The sequence below is a fragment of the Vagococcus lutrae genome, assembly GCF_023299185.1.
Classification (GTDB): Bacteria; Bacillota; Bacilli; order Lactobacillales; family Vagococcaceae; genus Vagococcus_A; species Vagococcus_A lutrae.
On sequence record NZ_CP097017.1, the window covers coordinates 1,679,445 to 1,697,754 of the forward strand.

General features: G+C 35.6%; 15 protein-coding genes and 1 pseudogene. 14 read left to right on the forward strand and 2 right to left on the reverse strand.

Going from position 1 to position 18,310, the window contains the following annotated elements; translation table 11 throughout:
- The first annotated feature begins 66 nt into the window (after positions 1-66).
- The 14 genes and pseudogenes from M2919_RS08080 (at position 67) to M2919_RS08145 (ending at position 16,601) form a co-directional block, all read left to right on the forward strand.
- Complete coding sequence (locus M2919_RS08080) at positions 67-1,386, forward strand: IS1380 family transposase (protein WP_202585278.1); 1,320 nt, start codon at positions 67-69, stop codon at positions 1,384-1,386.
- Positions 1,387-2,366: 980 nt separating this feature from the next.
- The gene (locus M2919_RS08085; protein WP_137010929.1) at positions 2,367-3,122 is read left to right on the forward strand and encodes a DeoR/GlpR family DNA-binding transcription regulator; all 756 of its coding nucleotides are present in this window, start codon (positions 2,367-2,369) and stop codon (positions 3,120-3,122) included.
- Between the two features lie 275 nt (positions 3,123-3,397).
- The gene (lacA, locus tag M2919_RS08090; protein ID WP_086950600.1) at positions 3,398-3,826 is read left to right on the forward strand and encodes a galactose-6-phosphate isomerase subunit LacA; all 429 of its coding nucleotides are present in this window, start codon (positions 3,398-3,400) and stop codon (positions 3,824-3,826) included.
- 23 nt (positions 3,827-3,849) lie between these two features.
- Positions 3,850-4,365, forward strand: coding sequence for a galactose-6-phosphate isomerase subunit LacB (lacB, locus tag M2919_RS08095; RefSeq protein ID WP_086950601.1), 516 nt, complete (start codon positions 3,850-3,852; stop codon positions 4,363-4,365).
- A 16-nt stretch (positions 4,366-4,381) separates the two neighbouring features.
- Complete coding sequence (locus tag M2919_RS08100; protein ID WP_086950602.1) at positions 4,382-5,317, forward strand: tagatose-6-phosphate kinase; 936 nt, start codon at positions 4,382-4,384, stop codon at positions 5,315-5,317.
- A 2-nt stretch (positions 5,318-5,319) separates the two neighbouring features.
- Complete coding sequence (gene lacD / locus M2919_RS08105) at positions 5,320-6,288, forward strand: tagatose-bisphosphate aldolase (RefSeq protein ID WP_202585277.1); 969 nt, start codon at positions 5,320-5,322, stop codon at positions 6,286-6,288.
- Positions 6,289-6,319: 31 nt separating this feature from the next.
- Complete coding sequence (locus M2919_RS08110) at positions 6,320-6,631, forward strand: PTS lactose/cellobiose transporter subunit IIA (RefSeq protein WP_086950604.1); 312 nt, start codon at positions 6,320-6,322, stop codon at positions 6,629-6,631.
- A gap of 9 nt (positions 6,632-6,640) precedes the next feature.
- Positions 6,641-8,365 carry a lactose-specific PTS transporter subunit EIIC gene (locus M2919_RS08115; RefSeq protein WP_086950605.1) on the forward strand — a complete coding sequence of 575 codons (1,725 nt, stop codon included), beginning with the start codon at positions 6,641-6,643 and terminating at the stop codon, positions 8,363-8,365.
- 17 nt (positions 8,366-8,382) lie between these two features.
- The gene (gene lacG / locus M2919_RS08120; protein ID WP_202585276.1) at positions 8,383-9,786 is read left to right on the forward strand and encodes a 6-phospho-beta-galactosidase; all 1,404 of its coding nucleotides are present in this window, start codon (positions 8,383-8,385) and stop codon (positions 9,784-9,786) included.
- A 222-nt stretch (positions 9,787-10,008) separates the two neighbouring features.
- Positions 10,009-11,328 (forward strand): annotated as a pseudogene (locus M2919_RS08125) (IS1380-like element IS1678 family transposase).
- 344 nt (positions 11,329-11,672) lie between these two features.
- Positions 11,673-14,051 (forward strand): HsdM family class I SAM-dependent methyltransferase, encoded by a 2,379-nt coding sequence (locus tag M2919_RS08130; protein ID WP_248848618.1) that lies wholly within the window; start codon positions 11,673-11,675, stop codon positions 14,049-14,051.
- 1 nt (position 14,052) lies between these two features.
- Positions 14,053-14,688 carry a hypothetical protein gene (locus tag M2919_RS08135; RefSeq protein WP_248848619.1) on the forward strand — a complete coding sequence of 212 codons (636 nt, stop codon included), beginning with the start codon at positions 14,053-14,055 and terminating at the stop codon, positions 14,686-14,688.
- Positions 14,689-14,707: 19 nt separating this feature from the next.
- Positions 14,708-15,499 carry a DUF6414 family protein gene (locus M2919_RS08140; RefSeq protein WP_202585273.1) on the forward strand — a complete coding sequence of 264 codons (792 nt, stop codon included), beginning with the start codon at positions 14,708-14,710 and terminating at the stop codon, positions 15,497-15,499.
- On the forward strand, positions 15,492-16,601 hold the full coding sequence (locus M2919_RS08145; RefSeq protein ID WP_202585272.1) for an AAA family ATPase: 1,110 nt from the start codon (positions 15,492-15,494) through the stop codon (positions 16,599-16,601). Before M2919_RS08140 ends, M2919_RS08145 begins: the two co-directional genes overlap by 8 nt.
- 11 nt (positions 16,602-16,612) lie before the next feature.
- Here the strand turns inward: M2919_RS08145 and M2919_RS08150 are convergent, their stop codons facing one another.
- A complete protein-coding gene (locus M2919_RS08150; protein ID WP_202585271.1) occupies positions 16,613-17,944 on the reverse strand; it encodes a relaxase/mobilization nuclease domain-containing protein in 1,332 nt (443 codons plus the stop codon).
- A 2-nt stretch (positions 17,945-17,946) separates the two neighbouring features.
- The gene (locus M2919_RS08155) at positions 17,947-18,300 is read right to left on the reverse strand and encodes a plasmid mobilization protein (protein ID WP_202585270.1); all 354 of its coding nucleotides are present in this window, start codon (positions 18,298-18,300) and stop codon (positions 17,947-17,949) included.
- Positions 18,301-18,310 lie beyond the last annotated feature (10 nt).

An 18,310-nucleotide genomic window follows, 5' to 3' on the forward strand; every position in this document is an offset into this window, starting at 1 on the left:
AGAGCACACTCTGTGATATTGTAAAGTCATCCAAAACCCAAATACCAAAAAGAGGTGTGCTCTTATATGGAAACTTTACAAGAAAAATCGCTGAAATTCAACTCAAATATGATTGTTTCAAACGATGGAGGACAATTGTCCAATGATGCCGGACTTCTTTTACTTTTTGAGTTTTTACACAAGATTAAGTTTGATGAGATGCTTAAGGAGTTCTTTCATTTAAATGATTCTCGTGCCTATTGTATTCATGAGTACGAAGAAATATTGAAGCAACTAATCGTACAACTCATCGCCGGTTATCCACAAGATTCCGCTGCGAACCGTCTACGCCTAGATCCTATTCTAAAGCAAGGGCTTGGAAAAGATCAGCTCGCTTCTCAATCCATGATTTCTCGCTTTATTCATGAACTGACTGAAGAAAATGTGGCTCAATTCCAACAAATCGCCAAAGGCTTGGCAGATGATTGGATCCACCATACGAACACACAACACATGGTGATTGATATCGATTCTACGCACTCGGATACCTTTGTCCATCAAGAACACACAGATTTCAACACGCATTACGGTACCAATGTGTACCATCCTTTAGTCGCTTTTGACGGATTAACTGGATTGTTTTTAGATGCCCGACTTCGTCCTGGAAATGTCTATACGTCCAATGCGGCAGAAGACTTTTTAGCCGCTATTATCCGTCAGCACAAGAAACATTCTTGTGAGATGTTTCTGACTGTTCGTGGAGACAGTGGCTTTGCCAAACCAGAGATCTATTCCCTTTGTGAAGAAGAACAAGTCAAGTATGTGATTCGGTTGAAAGTGAATCATAAACTGAAAGATCTCGCACATCACCGCGTGCATTATGGAGAAACCACGGACTTCACTAAGGACGAACACCAATATTTTATTATGGACTATCAAGCAGGTAGTTGGGATATTTCCCGAGAAGTCGCTGTAAAAGCGACTCGTCAAGCTGGAGACCTTCTGTTTACTAAGTATGAGTTTATTGTCACTAACTTTCATGGACTCTCTGCCGAAACTGTATTTAAGCTGTATCAAAAGCGTGGTACGATGGAAAATTGTATCAAAGAAATCAAGAATGGGTTTTCCTTTGATAAGACCGACAGCTCAACTTATGTGGCGAATCAAGCTCGAATGATGATGAGTTGTATCGCCTACAATTTGGTCCATCTCATGAAAGAAGCGACCTTTCCAAAGGAAATGAAACGGTCGACCATTTCAACAATTCGTTTCAAACTCTTTCATATTGCAGGAAGGCTAACGAGTCATGCCAGGCAACTAAGAGTTCGTTTGGCATCATCTCACGTATTTGATTCCCTCTTTTGGGAAGTGCTTGAGAATATTCAATCGCTTGTCCTCTTGCATTAGCTTTTTGAATGAGTCAGACGCCTTTTTTTAAGTAGTGTAAAACCAAGGGGGTGGTATACCCTTTTTTTGGGCGGACCTATCAAACTCTGCCTGAACCGACTTTATTCGAGCCAGTCAAGACAACAAAAATACTCAAATGAACGAAAATAGTCAGTGAAATAGTTATCCACAGATAGCTATGAATTATTCAGGTATAATCATATTTTCTAATTCTAAATCATCATCTTTTTGGCTTTGAGTATTTCTTTTTATTGATTCTTAATAAGTGCTTCTTAGTATTTTCAGGACTTTACACATTGCTTATACCGAATATTGATGTGCATACTTTTGAATGATTTCTATGAGGATAACTAGGCAAGACTAGACGAAGTAGTATCTGAAGAAAGAATAATAGGAATTGAGAAGGCTGCTACAGCTCTTTACGAAGATGAAGTTGATGAAGAGAGAATCTACAAAATAAAAGTGTATCAAAATCGGGTACACAGGGCATTTCAGAATGTGTTGTAAGGAGACTAAAACCTTGCAAAACATTTATTTTAATAAGTGTTCATATGGCGAGAAACTTGGTGTTTTAAGTAACAATAAGCTCCAAAACAAAATTGAACAAAACACAACTTTTTTAACAAAGCCTACAATAAGCGGTTTATAGCACTTTACTAAACGATACGAAATACCTTTCGATGGTTTGAATAGGGAGAAATTAAACCTGTTAATTGATTATGAGCGATTTCGTGACGGTCAATGATTAACGATGCGGTTGGTCGGGGATATCACTTTTTAGTGAATAAATCCGGATTGAATAAAGATAGTACACTGACTTAATAAGTTATATATTTCAATTGAAATAAGGAAACATCCGTATAGATTATATTCAAACATTAGCAAACGCTTTAATGTTTGAATGTTTATAAATTAAACATTAAGTGTAGAGTTTTCTAAAGAAATGTTGTATAGTGAGTTTATAAATGAGGAGGACGGGTATGAATAAATATCAAAGACATGAAGCAATCATTCGATGGGTGAATGAACAAGGAACTGTCAGGGTTTCAGAGATTGTGTCTCGCTATAATGTGTCAGATATGACAGTGAGAAGAGATTTAGAAGAGTTAGATGATCAGGGGCTATTAAAGAAAATCCATGGTGGGGCTCGTAGTAATAGTGCGTTTCAATATAAGGAAATCGCGCATGAAGATAAATTTGATAAGAATACGGACCAGAAACGATATATAGCTCAAAGAGCCTCTGAATTAATTGATGAAGGGGATGTAATCTTTATTGGGCCAGGAACGACCACGGCTTTGTTAGCAGAGGTGATTAATTACCAAGCCCTGTCGGTTGTAACAAACTGCCTTCCCATCTTTAATATTCTATTAAAGAAAAAGTCCGAGACATTCCATGTCTATCTACTCGGTGGTGAGATGAGAAGTGTCACACAGTCGTTTGTAGGTGAGATTACGAATATGTCTTTGGAGAATATGCGGTTCGGGAAGATATTTTTTGGTGGTAATGGTGTTAAAGACGGGATTGTCATGACGTCATCTGTCGCAGAAGCCTACACTCAAAAGATGGCATTAGAGCACTCGGTAGAGAGTTATTTGTTATTGGATTCGTCAAAGGTTGGGAAAGAGGATTTCTCTAAATTATGTCACTTATCTGACCTAACAGCGGTAGTTATGGAAGAATCTAATGAGGATAAAAAACAAGCAATTCAAGTATACACAGAATTAATTGTTTAACTAAACACACAATACTAAAGTAAACTCCTTCTAAACTCAAGTCAGTTGAGTTTAGAAGGAGTTTTTTGCATACCAATAAAAAAGTTTTATGGCAATAAAGTTGATTAAATCAACATTTAAACAATTAATGAATACTTTTTAAACAATAAACGTTTAAAAAGTGTTGACTTTTTTAACATTCGTGATATATTATATGTATAGTAAATCAGAAAGCGTTTTCTACTATCGAACGGAAAAAGGCAAAGCAAAATTAGCAGACATAAAGGAGCAATAAGATGAAAGTTATATTGGGTGCGGATAGAGACGGTAAACAGTTAAAAGAGATTGTGAAGGCCCATCTATTAGATGAGAACTATGATGTGATTGACGTCAGTGAAGAATTAACAGCTGACTTTGTAGATACTACTTTAGCTGTTGCGAAGAAAGTGAACGAAGAAGAGAGACACTTAGGAATTGTCATTGATGGGTATGGCGCAGGGAGTTTCATGGTTGCGACTAAGATTAAGGGGATGGTTGCAGCTGAAGTCTCTGATGAACGATCTGCTTATATGACGCGTGAACATAATAATTCAAGAATGATTACCATAGGAGCCAATATTGTAGGACCTGAATTAGCAAAGAATATTGCTACTGAATTTTTATCTGCAGACTATGATGGTGGACGCCATCAAGTGCGTGTAGATATGTTGAACAAGATGTGTTAATTAAATTAACTGGAGGAGAAAAAATGAAAATTGCTATTGGATGCGACCATATTGTAACCTATGAAAAGATTGCTGTAGTTGATTATTTGAAGAAACAAGGCTATGAGGTCCTTGACTTTGGAACATATGACAATGTCAGAACACACTATCCTATCTACGGGAAAAAGGTGGGAGAGGCTGTAGCGAGTGGCCAAGCAGACCTAGGGATTTGTATCTGTGGTACTGGTGTAGGAATTAATAACGCCGTAAATAAGGTAGCAGGTATCCGTTCAGCTTTAGTTCGTGATATGTCAACAGCTATCTATGCAAAAGAAGAATTGAATGCGAATGTAATTGGTTTTGGTGGCAAGATTACGGGTGAATTACTCATGTGTGATATTATTGATGCTTTTATAGCAGCTGAATATAAAAAAACAGACGAAAACAAAGAATTAATTGCCAAGATTAGTCATTTAGATCATGCAGAAGTAGACCAGACAGACCCAGATTTCTTTAAAGAATTTCTTGAAAAATGGGACCGTGGCGAATACAAAGATTAGGTGAAGAGGTGACCTTATGTCAATCTTAACTGTCACAATGAATCCATCCGTGGATATCGCTTATCAATTACCAACATTCAAATTGGATGATGTCAATCGAGTGAGTAATGTGAATAAGTCTGCAGGTGGTAAAGGCTTGAATGTAACCAGAGTCTTAAAAGAAATAGATGAAGATCTTACAGCAACTGGATTAGTAGGAGGAGACCTTGGGAATTATATTAAGTCTCAATTAGACCAAGGAGCTATTCATCATGACTTTTACCAGATTAAGGGAAATACAAGAAACTGCATTGCTATCTTACATGAAGGAATGCAGACAGAGATTCTTGAATCAGGTCCGACCATCTCAGATGTAGAGGGAGAAGCCTTTAAAAATCATTTTGAAAGCTTGCTGAAGGATGCTGAAGTTGTGTCAATATCGGGTAGCACCCCTTCAGGCTTAGCAACAGATTACTATGTTGAACTCATTATGATTGCTAATGCTAAGGAAGTCCCAGTAGTATTAGACACCTCCGGAGAAAGTTTAAGACAAGTTCTATTATCTGGACATAAACCAAAAGTCATTAAGCCTAATGTGGATGAATTATCACAATTACTAGGCAGAGAATTAGATAAAGATTTAAATCTATTAAAAGAAGCACTGCAAGACAGCTTATTCAATGGTGTGGAGTGGGTCATTGTCTCACTCGGTTCTGAAGGTGCTTTTGCTAAACATAATGATTTGTATTACAAAGTAGACATTCCAACCATTGATATCGTGAATCCGGTTGGATCAGGTGATTCGACTGTAGCAGGAATCGTATCGGGAATCACTCGTAATTATGACGATGTGGCATTGCTGAAACATGCGAACGTCTTAGGAATGTTAAATGCTCAAGAAGAAATAACAGGCCATGTTAATTTGAATCACTATGAGGCCTTATTCAATAAAATTCAAGTTAGAGGAGTATAAAAATGACTAAACTAGATTACCTAAACAAATTGACTGATGATAAGGGCGTTATCTCAGCCCTAGCCTTTGACCAACGTGGTGCCCTAAAGAGAATGATTAGTAAGTATCAAAGTGAGGAGCCAACCGTTGAACAGATTGAACGATTAAAAGAAATTGTATCAGAAGAACTTACACCGTATGCGTCATCAATTCTACTTGATCCAGAATACGGTCTACCAGCTGCGCAAGCACGTGATGATAATGCTGGATTATTACTAGCCTATGAAAAGACTGGATATGACGCTACGACGACCGATCGTTTACCAGATTGCTTAGTAGAATGGTCAGTAAAACGCATTAAAGAACAAGGTGCAGATGCTGTTAAGTTCCTACTTTATTATGATGTGGATGGTAGTGGGTTTGTTAATCTTCAAAAACAAGCATACATGGAAAGAATTGGTTCAGAATGTGCGGCAGAGGATATTCCATTCTTCCTTGAAATTCTTGCATACGACGAAAATATTGAAGATAACGGAAGTCTTGAATTCGCAAAAGTGAAAGCGCATAAAGTGAATGGTGCGATGAAAGTATTCTCTCAAGATCGCTTTGGAGTTGATGTGCTTAAAGTGGAAGTGCCAGTGAATATGAATTATGTAGAAGGATTTGCGAGCGGAGAAGTATTACATTCTCAAGAAGAGGCCAAAGCAGCTTTTAAAGAACAAGATGCGTCAACAGACCTACCTTATATCTATCTAAGTGCAGGTGTAAGCGCTAAATTATTCCAAGATACTTTAGAATTCGCTTATGAAGCCGGTGCGAGATTTAATGGTGTATTATGTGGACGTGCAACATGGGCAGGATCTGTTCAAGTCTTTATTGAACAAGGGGAAGAAGCGGTTCGTGAATGGTTACAGACAGAAGGAAGAAAGAATATAGAAGACCTGAATGAAGTCCTCAATCGTACTGCAGTAGCCTGCGACTTTGGGTTATAATAAAGGTATTCTGGAAAAAGGAGGAACTAACATGAACAAAGATGAAGTGGGAATGATTGGCTTCGAAATTGTTGCCTATGCAGGAGAAGCACGATCTAAACTATTAGATGCTTTGAACAAAGCAAAAGATGGCGACTTTGACGAAGCTGAGAGACTTGTGGCAGAAGCTGAAGAAGTGATAGTTGGTGCACATAATGCTCAGACTGATCTCCTTGCTAAAGAAGCATCTGGCGAAGAGATTGAATACAGTGTCATTATGATGCATGGTCAAGACCACCTGATGACGACCATACTACTTAAAGATCTAATTAATCACTTAATTGGATTCTATAAGAAAGGCTAGGGTAAAGCTATGAATACATTAATTGCTCAAATTGAAAAAGCGAAACCTTTCTTCGAAAAAATTTCTCGTAATATCTATATCCGTGCTATCCGTGATGGCTTTATCGCGGGTATGCCAGTCATTCTTTTCTCTAGTATATTTATTCTACTAGCCTATGTGCCAAACGCATGGGGATTCCACTGGAGTCCTGAAGTTGAGAATTTCTTAATGGTCCCTTATAACTATTCTATGGGAATCTTAGCTTTCTTTGTATCAGGGACGACAGCAAAGTCATTGACCGATTCTATGAATCGAGACATGGAATCAACTAATCAGATAAACTATATCTCAACTATGCTAGCAACGATGGTAGGCTTCTTATTGATGGCAGCCGATCCTGCCCAAGAAGGTGGATTCTTAACGGAATTCATGGGGACGAAGGGGCTAATCACAGCCTTTATCGCTGCATTCGTGACGGTCAATGTCTATAAAGTATGTGTGAAGAATAATGTGACGATTCCAATGCCAGAAGAAGTCCCACCTAATATATCTCAAGTGTTTAAGGACTTAATTCCTTTTACTGTCTCAGTGGTTATCCTTTATGCGGTTTCGTTATTTGTAAGAAGCACACTGGGCGTAAATGTTGCTGAATCTATTGGTACCTTACTTGCGCCTTTATTCCAAGCAGCAGATGGTTACTTGGGGATTACCATTATCTTTGGTGCGTATGCATTCTTCTGGTTCATTGGGATTCATGGTCCTTCAATTGTTGAGCCAGCTATTGCAGCTATTACCTATGCCAATATTGATGTGAACTTACAATTACTACAAGCAGGTGAACATGCGGATAAAATCTTAACATCTGGAACTCAGATGTTCATTGTCACAATGGGGGGTACTGGTGCAACGCTTGTTGTTCCATTCATGTTTATGTGGATGACTAAGTCTAAGCGTAACAAAGCCATTGGACGCGCGTCTGTTATACCCACATTCTTTGGGGTGAATGAACCTCTCTTGTTCGGGGCACCCATCGTCTTGAATCCTGTATTCTTTGTGCCATTTATCTTTGCACCGATTGCCAATGTTTGGATCTTTAAATTCTTTATCGATGCCTTAGGAATGAATAGCTTTACAACGAATCTTCCTTGGACAACACCAGCACCGCTTGGTATCTTGTTAGGAACGAACTTCCAATTCTTATCCTTTGTCCTGGTTGCCGTCTTAATCATCGTGGATGTCTTAATCTACTACCCGTTCTTGAAGGTCTATGACCGTCAGATTCTAGCGGAAGAAGAGTCAGGAGTATCATCGTCTGATGAATTAAAAGCCAAAGTTGAACAGAGCTTTGATACACGTAAAGCTACAGCGATTCTTGAGAAGAGTCAGGTTGAAGAGACTACAACAGTGAAAGCTGAGCCTTCAACAGCTGTTAAAGCGACAGAATCAACTAATGTACTGGTACTATGTGCAGGTGGTGGAACGAGTGGACTTTTAGCCAATGCCTTGAACAAGGCTGCTAAAGAATATGATAGACCTATTAAGGCTACAGCTGGAAGCTATGGAGCACACCGCGAGATACTTCCTCAATATCAATTTGTTATTCTAGCACCACAAGTAGCTTCTAATTATGAGGATATGAAAGCAGAGACGGATAAGTTAGGCATCAAGCTGGCTAAGACAGCCGGAGCGGAATATATAGCATTGACGCGTGATGGTGAAGGTGCTTTAGCATTTGTTGAAGAGAATTTACAATAAGGAATCGAGGCTAATTAATGAAAACATTACCAAAGAACTTTATTTTCGGTGGGGCAACTGCGGCTTATCAAGCAGAAGGAGCCACCAAGACGGATGGCAAAGGGCCTGTTGCTTGGGATAAGTATCTGGAGGATAATTACTGGTATACTGCGGAACCTGCAAGTGATTTCTACCACAAGTATCCCGTTGATCTTCAGCTTGCGGAAGAGTTTGGTGTGAATGGTATTCGAATCTCTATCGCTTGGTCACGAATCTTTCCAACGGGTTATGGAGAAGTGAATGCAAAAGGGGTTGAATATTACCACAATCTATTCAATGAATGTCATAAACGACATGTGGAGCCTTTTGTAACACTCCATCACTTTGATACACCGGAAGCACTTCATTCTAAAGGTGACTTTTTGAACAGAGAAAACATCGATCACTTTGTCGATTATGCAGAATTTTGCTTTAAGGAATTCACTCAAGTAAAGTACTGGACTACTTTTAATGAAATCGGACCTATTGGGGATGGGCAATATCTGGTTGGTAAATTCCCGCCAGGTATCAAGTATGATCTAGCTAAAGTCTTCCAATCACATCATAATATGATGGTTGCCCATGCAAGAGCGGTCAAATTATATAAAGAAGCGGACTATAGCGGTGAGATAGGTGTAGTGCATGCCTTGCCAACTAAGTATCCTCTAGACCCAGAGAACCCTGAAGATGTACGTGCGGCGGAGTTAGAGGATATCATCCATAATAAATTCATCCTGGATGCGACTTATCTTGGAGAGTATTCTGAGAAAACAATGGATGGTGTGAATCACATACTTGCAGTGAATGGTGGACAGTTAGACCTAAGAGATGAAGACTTTGAAGCTTTAAAAGCTGCCAAAGATATGAATGACTTCCTTGGAATTAATTATTACATGAGTGATTGGATGAAAGCCTTTGAAGGTGAGACAGAGATTACACACAACTCTAAAGGAGATAAAGGTGGATCTAAATATCAGATTAAAGGTGTCGGCCAGCGAGAATTTGATGTTGATGTCCCTCGTACTGATTGGGATTGGATGATTTATCCTCAGGGCTTATATGATCAGATTGTGCGCGTTAAAAAAGATTATCCGAATTACAAGAAAATCTATATCACTGAGAATGGATTAGGCTATAAGGATGATTTTGTTGATGGAACTGTCTATGATGATGCACGAATTGACTATGTGAAACAACATTTAGAAGCCATTTCAGATGCGATACGAGACGGCGCTGTGGTTGAAGGATACTTCATCTGGTCTCTCATGGATGTCTTCTCTTGGTCTAATGGCTATGAAAAACGCTATGGACTATTCTACGTAGATTTTGAGACGCAAGAACGCTATCCAAAGAAGAGTGCCTATTGGTACAAAGAACTTGCAGCAACTCAAGAAATTAAATAATGACTTAAAAGGGAGACGCGGGTCTTCCTTTTTAATTTGTCGACTAAGTTAGAAAGTTAATTTTAATCCTGAATAATTCATACTTTTAATTAAAACCATGTGAAACTGCCTCACGGCAGCTTACAATTACTTTTTCATCTTCACCCGTTAAGTGATGAAAAAAGAACCCCTTTCTGCTATGGTTAAAGTGACTAAACCAACCAAAAGAAAGGAGTTCTTCTAATGACTAGCTTACACAAAAACCAAGTAAAATTCAATTCAAATATCACTATTTCTCATACAGGTGGTCAATTATCGAGTGATTCGGGTCTCGTCCTAGTGAAAGAGCTGATGAACACCTTCGGTTTTTCTGAACTGGCTAAGCAACACATTCACATTGAAGACGAACGAGCATATTTTACTAATGACAACTTATCCATACTTGAGCAGTTCATTATGTAATTAATTGCTGGTTACTCAGCTGATTCTGCAGCTAATCTCCTGAGACAAGATCCTGTGTTTAAAGCTGTTTTAGATAGGAAAGAACTCGCTTCTCAATCTTCACTTTCTCGATTTTTAGATCGACTATCTGAGGAGAATATCCATGAACTTCAAGCTTTGAATCAAGAACTTATTGATAAAGCACGCCTCATCCGTAATGATACGGAATTAATCATTGATTTAGATTCGACCCATTCAGATACATTTGGTCACCAAGAACAAACGGATTATAATACCCACTACCAAACCTATGGTTATCATCCATTGGTAGCTTTTGACGGATTGACTGGTGACTTCTTAAAAGCTGAACTACGTTCAGGAAATCAATATACATCAAAAGGCGTAAAGGAGTTTCTCACACCTTTATTAGAGCACTATAATCACTCTCTACCAAACACTGACATCTTGGTTCGTGGAGACAGCGGGTTCGCTACACCTGGTGTGTATGATTCGTGTGAATCAAAAAAGAGTCATTATGTTATTCGACTGAAGAATAATCGTAGACTAGGTCAAATAGCTGAGAAATCAGTACTTTATGGCGATAATCAAAAGTGGGAAGAACGAGAAGTTCAGTACTTCTCCACCACTTATCAAGCACAATCCTGGTCACAAAGTCGTCGCGTGTGTATACGCTCAACACGTGAAGCGGGCGAACTACTCTTTCGACATGAGTTTATCGTGACGAATCTATCAGAAAATGTTTCTCCTGATACCATCTTTTCTCTCTATGCCAAACGTGGCACAATGGAGAACTTCATTAAAGAAGCGAAAGCTGGCTTTTACTTTGACAAGACAGACAGTCCTCGCTTTTTGGAGAATCATGTCCGAATGATGCTCAGCTTGATAGCTTACAACTTAGTCAACTTCTTAAGAACGATTGGCTTTGAAGAAGTCCAAAAGGGAATGACCATTCATTCTATTCGATTGAAGTTTCTGAAAGTTGCTGGGAAATTAGTCCAAACGGGTAGACGAGTCTATCTCAAATTATCTAGTTATCATGTGTATCAGAATGAATTCTACAGGGTCTTTGCTCGCCTGAGGCGAGCCAGTCAATGGATCTAATCCAACAATCTAACGATTTTTTTTACTGGGAAGTTATCCAGGGAGAAGTATGCTCAAAATGCCTTACACCCAAAATTTATTCCTCAATATTTTTGAACAGTGAATGTTTGAAGTAACTTTTTAGTCAAAATCAGTTGATAGGGATATTAGTGATACATATTTCAATAAAATGTACCAAAGAATTAAAGCTATGAATTATTCAGGTTGAATTATATTATCAATTTTTAGATAGAGAAAAAATACAAAATAATGAATGGGATGTTTCAGCATTTTCTATAGAAATAGAAGAGGGGTATAAAAAGACGCTGGATAGTGATTTTATATCCTTGATTCATGATTTGCAGATGGGACTTGCATATGGAATTAGACATTATCTTCCTGATATTAAATTAAATAATTTACAGTATTTTGTTCAAGTAATTATTAATAGACTGTTATTTCATCGTGTACTTGAAGCTATTAATTACGAACCTGAACGTCGCTTATTAAACTGGTTGGAAAATGGAAAAGGATTCTGGAATCAATTTAATACAAGTTGTAAAAAAGAATATTTTGAAAAATACGATGGTGCAATGTATGAGTTTCAAATTCCTGATTCTATAGTTATTGATGACAATCATTTTGAAAAGTTCATAAATAAGCTGTATGGTTTTACGCCCTACAGATTTGATGCAATAGAGCCTGAATTCATTGCAGAAATGTATGATTATTTTCTAGGAAAAGAATTGTATTTCAATGATGATTCCATAGATATACGAAATAAAAAAACATCTCCAACTGGTAGTATTCCAACACCTCCAGAAATTGCAAAATATATTGTTCGAAATGTAATAGATGCTGGCAATATTAGTAATGAAGATGATTTATTTAACTGTAAAATAGTAGATCCATGTGCTGGCAGCGGTATTTTTCTCGTAACAGTTTTAGATTTATTGATTTCTAAAATGAAAGAAATACACGGCTTAGAAATACTCCCATATGAAAAAATAAAATTAATAGTAAAAAACTGTATATATGGAGTAGACATAGATCCTGTTGCTATAGAAGTATTAAAAATGACCTTGTCTTTAAAATTGGTTATGACTCAACATGAAAAGCCTGAGCCAATAGAGAAAATGCTTGGAGAATTTAGTAGTAATTTTCAACTTGGAAACTCAATAGTAGAACCTGATATTTATGATATGTATGATTTGCCAGAAATTGAGAAATTTGAGCAAGTACCAATGGATTATGTTAATAAATTTCCTGAAGTAATGAAGATTGGTGGATTTTCATATGTTTTGACTAATCCACCATATATTGAGCCTAAGCATTTCAAATCAAATTGGCCAGTCACATATAGCTATTTAAGAGATAGATATCTAATAAAAGAAGGAAAGGCAGATATTTCAATGTTTTTCCTTGAAAGAGTTTTCGAGCTGTTAAGGGAAAATGGGAAACTTGGAATTATTATTCAGAAGCGATTCTTTACGACAAGTTATGGCAAAAAAATTAGAGATTGGCTTGCGGAAGAGAAATATTTAACAGGAATTAAAGAGTACATTAGTAATGATTTATTTAAATTCAAAACAACATACGTTGCTCTGTTATATGCAGTGAAAAAAGAAAACGCTCAAATCACATATTCTGTTTCGCAAGAAGAAGTCAATAAAGATCGTGGTAATTTACATTCGGTTATTGAAGGAAACAACTTCGAAACAAAATTAAGTGCGGATGATTTATTGCAAGCACCAACCTGGTCTTATAGGTATTTCAGAAATGCTAAAATCCTTAGGGATTTAGTAGAGCAAGATAACTTTTTTACTATCAATAACAGTACTAGGTTTAAGGTTACTGTTGGTCCACAAGCATTAGACAAACAATATTATTTTTTGAGAAATACTAGGAAGTTTAATGGTTGTGTAGAAGGAGAAATTAATTTTACAAATCCAAATACTGGTACTAAAGAAACAAAAATTGTAAAGATAGAAGAATTAGCTAAACCTATATATGAGAATGATAATTTGAACTCTTTTGTTGATTTTGAAAGGAATCAGATAAAAACATACCTGATATTCCCTTACGACAAAGATGCAAATTTAATTGAACTAGAAAAATTAAAAAATGATTATCCAATGTCATATGCTTATTTAACATGGATGGATACCATGTCAACAAATCAAAGAAGAAAAGATCCGGATGAGTTTTATGGATATACAAGAAATCAAAACTTAAAGTTAATAGATAAAGCAAAAATATTTATACCTATGACTGCTAGAAGAGTCATTGCCTCGTTATCGCATGGAAATATTTATGGAGATAATTCAAATATTAACGCTATAGTGGATGAAAAGTATAATGAAATAGATAGCTTAAAAGCCTTAACTATCATTTTAAATTCTGAACTCTTGACATTACTTGCAATATCAGTATCTGGTGAGGCAAGAGGTGGGTATTACAAGATGAACAAACAATTTATAGGTGAAGTTCCTATACCTAAGCTAATAGAGAGTGAAATAAAAATGTTATCAGGAGTTTACGATGAAATATTAAGTACTATCGAAAGATATGAAGATTCTTATGGAGACCAAAAAAAGATTGTATTAGATACACTAATAAAACTTCAAAAAAAGCAAAATGATTTTGTTTACTCGAAATATAATTTAAATGAAGAGGATATTATAAGTTTGAAAGATGGTGTTGATTTAGATTCATTAAATTGGCTGAAAGAGATGAGGTGGTAAAGTGAGCGATAAATATACTTTATTAGCAAGTCATATGCAGATATACGCTTCTATATCTCAAAATTTTCGGGAAAAATATAGCAAAATATTAGAGAAATCAGACCCTGGATTAGTATCAAAGATTATCGATGATTATAAAAAGATGTCTCTGTCTATTTCACCAGAATCATTTGCCTATGAATATCTTGCATCTTATTCTTATGATTTGAAAAAAAGAGCAGTAGATAAAAATATTCCTGCGTGGTATGCATATGGAAGAAGTCAAGGGTTAAATGATAGAGGTCTGAGATTATACCTTCCATACATTGCTTCAAAAGTTCACACTTCGTTATCTAGAGAAGTAGATGAGATGTTTGCTGCAGGGTATGCAATTTATAATGATAACAAAGAGTATCTTTCCTTTTTAAGTGAAATTTTATCTTCTGACCTATTTGCATATTATATTTCTATGGTTTCTAAGCCATATTCACAAGGATATTACTCAACAGCTAAAAGCCAGGTTAAAAAATTTAGCGTACCTTCTGAGTTGGAATATGAGAGGATCATCAAAAGTAACTGGAATAAAAATATTTATGAACTTTATTCACTTAATACAAGTGAAATAAAAAAAATATCACGAACTTTAGAGAATAAATAATAACTTAAAAAAATATGAGGTGAAAGATATAGATACTACAAATAAACCAACATTTAGCAAAATTATATACTTTGATGAAGACTCTGCAACGGACTTGATTTACATGAGCAATCAAGGAGCTTTACGCGAAGAGTTAATAAAAGAAAACCTAACTAAATATGAAGGAGAGGTTTCTGGAGAAGCAGGTATAGCTACTACTGGTATTTTGAAATCAATTTTAGGAGGAAAGTTTAGCTTAAGTACAAATGGATCTGTTGGCACGAGTAGAGAAAATTTATTAAACAGAGTGATAAATAACACTGTATTAACAGACTATCTGAAATTAGATTTGGATAAATTTAAAATTCATATTTTTAATAACGGTGAGGTTTATCCATATGAGAATTCACTTTCGTACATTAAATTATTGGCTCCATATATGATTATGACAGAGGGAGAAGTAGATTTAGGGGAGTTTCGTTTAAATATTTCTATGATAGATGCAGCTCTAGAACAAAGTAAAGGATACTATGAAATGATTCTTGAAGAAAAGGACAATTTATGTGTTTTGAGATTTAATTTAAATGCATTCAAAAATTCCTATCTTCTTCCAGATCTAGTAAAAATGAAGCTAACATATCATGCGGTTGAAGTTGGTGAAATTAATTTAGAAAATCTAGACATAGAAAAAGAATTCAGTCTTGGTAAAAATACAGTTGTACCTGATGCATATGAAAGAGCTTTAGAAGAAAGTGGTCTACAGTTAGATGATAAAAATAATGATTTAGTCAAAGTTTATGATGTTATTTTGGCAGGTGTAGAGAATGATTAAGGTATTCTATGGACCAGAAAGTGCATTTAACCAAAGTTTGCCAGAGCGAATTAGACCAAGGACTTTAACTCAACTTATCAATGAATCTGATATGAATGCCAGAGGGCTTTTTCTTAATCAAGATGGTGCACGTCAAAAACCAAAACGTACAAGAGTGACGAATTTAGTTGCTAGAACACATGAGTATGCAAGACTAAGCAATTCGGGTTTAAATGGATTTCTTTCGATTTTGAGTGAATATGATATAGAAAATATGTATTTTCAGAATCCGCCAATAGTAATCGTAAATCAACTGCAAGATGAATTTGGTGATGAGTTAAAAATTGAAGAATATACCTTCAACAAGTTAGATATGCATAATGTTGAAGAATTCTATGATGGATATGATAATAAGATTTTAGGGCAACAAAAGGTGTCATTAAAGTTAACTAATAGCTTATACAGGATTGCACAAGGCTATAATAGAGAGAAACCATTAGTTTTACTATTTTATGGACCATCAGGTGTAGGTAAAACCGAAACTGCTAAGTTTATAGCCAATATATTGGATGAGAATCTATTTAGAAAACAGTTTTCTATGTATCAGAGTGGAGAGTTTGGTAACTATGTTTTTGGAGGGAATCATACTGAATCAAGCTTAGCAAGGGATTTATTGGATAGAGAAAGTAATGTGATACTGTTTGATGAATTTGATAAACCTAATCAAATTTTTTACAGTGCATTTTATCAAATGTTTGATGAAGGGGTATTTGAAGACAAGAATTATAAAGTCAATTTAAAGAACAGTATCATTATATGTACTTCAAATTTTTCGGATACTAAGGACATTGTTAATTCATTAGGTGAACCGATTTATAGTAGAATAGATGATGTTATTCAATTTAACCCACTTGATCCTGATACCATAAAAGAATTAATTCAAATTAGCTTGGCAAAAAATTATGGTGAATTAAATGAAGATGATAAACAATTAGTAGACTATGAACAAACTTTAAAGGTTTTATTTGAATTAGGGAATGGAGTTTCAAATGCGAGATTAGTTGATAAGATGGTAAAAGAATATATTTTCACCACCATAATCTTAAAGCGTTTTAGAACATAAGGAAGTAGGGACTATCTCTCTACTTCCTTATCCATATAACTTTCATAGTTTTTTTTGTACTGAATTAACTCAGTAAATAAATTATTAAACTTAAAATACTCTTTCATAAGGGTATTCTTTTTTTCTTGTAGTTTATCAAGCTGGTTAAGGATATCTTTGGATTTAGGTACAGTGTCATAGGTTTTCATTATGGCTTTTGAGGCTACTATATATAGCTTTAATTCAGCAGAATACTCTCTTGAAAAATTTTCATCATTAGGATTAGCCTTATGATATTTGTAATGTTCTCGATGTTTTCTAATAATTTCAACTTGTTCCATTGTTTCAGAAAGCTTTTCTATTGTAGACTCGATATCTTGAATTATATCTAGGGTTTTTTGTCTTTCATCAGCACTGTTTCGAATATAGGCTTCTAGATCTTGTTTAGAATTTATGCCAAGTTCACGAATTGCAATTACTGAATCAGCCATTGTTTTCAGGTTGTGCTTCTTTGCCCAAAACTCATAACCTTTACTAGATTTTATTTTCTTATTATTGTTAATGTCGATTACATATCCAACTCTTTTCTTAACTCTAGAGTAGTCGAATTGAAGATTCTCAGTTAGCCTTTCTTTTAATCTTTCTTCTGTATAGTCGTCACCGATGGTCTTCGATCTAGTGAATCTTTGCTTGTTTTTATGCCTGAAAGCTATGTGTTTACCGTACTTAACTTCATAGCCTAACTCGACCATTCTTCTAAGAAAATTTTCCCAATCTTTTGCTTGTTTTAGTGTTCGGTCAATATCAAATTGAAGCTTGGACTTCCATGAAGTACCTTTCTTTACGTGTTGGTATTCATACCATGATTTGCCTGTAGTTTTGTACTTTCTCTTGTAGCTTTCATAGTATGGATCAATGACTGAGAGATTATTTTCTCTACATAATTTATCGCTTCGATTTCTGATTTTATGATAAGTTTTATGGTTAGACCTATAGCATTTACCCGTCTTCATGTTGACATGATTAAAGATAATATGGTTATGAATATGCCCACGATCAATATGTGTTGCTATAACATATTCATACTCGTTCTTTAGGTGTCTTTCGCAAAGTTTTTGTCCAATTCGATGAGCAGTCTCGACATCAGTTTCTCCTGGATAGAAGGATTGAATAAGGTGCTGAGCTAAAACTTTTCCTTGAATATTGTTATCTTCTCTGGTCTTTAAGAAAGAAGTATGAGCAGTTACAGGATTACATTTATAGCCAGATACCAAGATTTGATTATCTGTTTTTTCATCACGAGTGATATAGTCAATGGCAAGTTTCAAGGTTGATTTTATCGGATGTATTTTTGTAATTGCCATGATTAATCATCTCCTTCGGTGGTTCTATTAAGTAGTAAGGAATGAATTTGCCATACTGCTTTTGATACTTCATCAATATCTTTTCTCATGCTTTTTATATCATTCTTATAGATGATACCTGTCTGATTAGCATGTTTAGCAATCTGATTTATATTGTTAGTTGCATTAGAAAGAAGCCATTGAATGTTTCTAAAAGGCTCTAAATCGACGATATAAATTTCTTTTTCCATGACACATTTTCTGATAAAGTGAGCCATATTTTTACTGTTGGACATCTTCATTTTCTTCTTAAAAAGTTTCTTTTCTTCTTTGGTTAATTTAATCTCTATTCGTTCATTTCTTATTCTATTTGCCATGATTTGCCTC

Bases quoted from the DNA above. Each gene is read 5' to 3' on its own strand.
- M2919_RS08080 (WP_202585278.1), top strand. From the start codon at position 67: ATGGAAACTTTACAAGAAAAATCGCTGAAATTCAACTCAAATATGATT.
- M2919_RS08085 (WP_137010929.1), top strand. From the start codon at position 2,367: ATGAATAAATATCAAAGACATGAAGCAATCATTCGATGGGTGAATGAA.
- lacA (WP_086950600.1), top strand. From the start codon at position 3,398: ATGAAAGTTATATTGGGTGCGGATAGAGACGGTAAACAGTTAAAAGAG.
- lacB (WP_086950601.1), top strand. From the start codon at position 3,850: ATGAAAATTGCTATTGGATGCGACCATATTGTAACCTATGAAAAGATT.
- M2919_RS08100 (WP_086950602.1), top strand. From the start codon at position 4,382: ATGTCAATCTTAACTGTCACAATGAATCCATCCGTGGATATCGCTTAT.
- lacD (WP_202585277.1), top strand. From the start codon at position 5,320: ATGACTAAACTAGATTACCTAAACAAATTGACTGATGATAAGGGCGTT.
- M2919_RS08110 (WP_086950604.1), top strand. From the start codon at position 6,320: ATGAACAAAGATGAAGTGGGAATGATTGGCTTCGAAATTGTTGCCTAT.
- M2919_RS08115 (WP_086950605.1), top strand. From the start codon at position 6,641: ATGAATACATTAATTGCTCAAATTGAAAAAGCGAAACCTTTCTTCGAA.
- lacG (WP_202585276.1), top strand. From the start codon at position 8,383: ATGAAAACATTACCAAAGAACTTTATTTTCGGTGGGGCAACTGCGGCT.
- M2919_RS08130 (WP_248848618.1), top strand. From the start codon at position 11,673: ATGGGACTTGCATATGGAATTAGACATTATCTTCCTGATATTAAATTA.
- M2919_RS08145 (WP_202585272.1), top strand. From the start codon at position 15,492: ATGATTAAGGTATTCTATGGACCAGAAAGTGCATTTAACCAAAGTTTG.
- M2919_RS08150 (WP_202585271.1), bottom strand. From the start codon at position 17,944: ATGGCAATTACAAAAATACATCCGATAAAATCAACCTTGAAACTTGCC.
- M2919_RS08155 (WP_202585270.1), bottom strand. From the start codon at position 18,300: ATGGCAAATAGAATAAGAAATGAACGAATAGAGATTAAATTAACCAAA.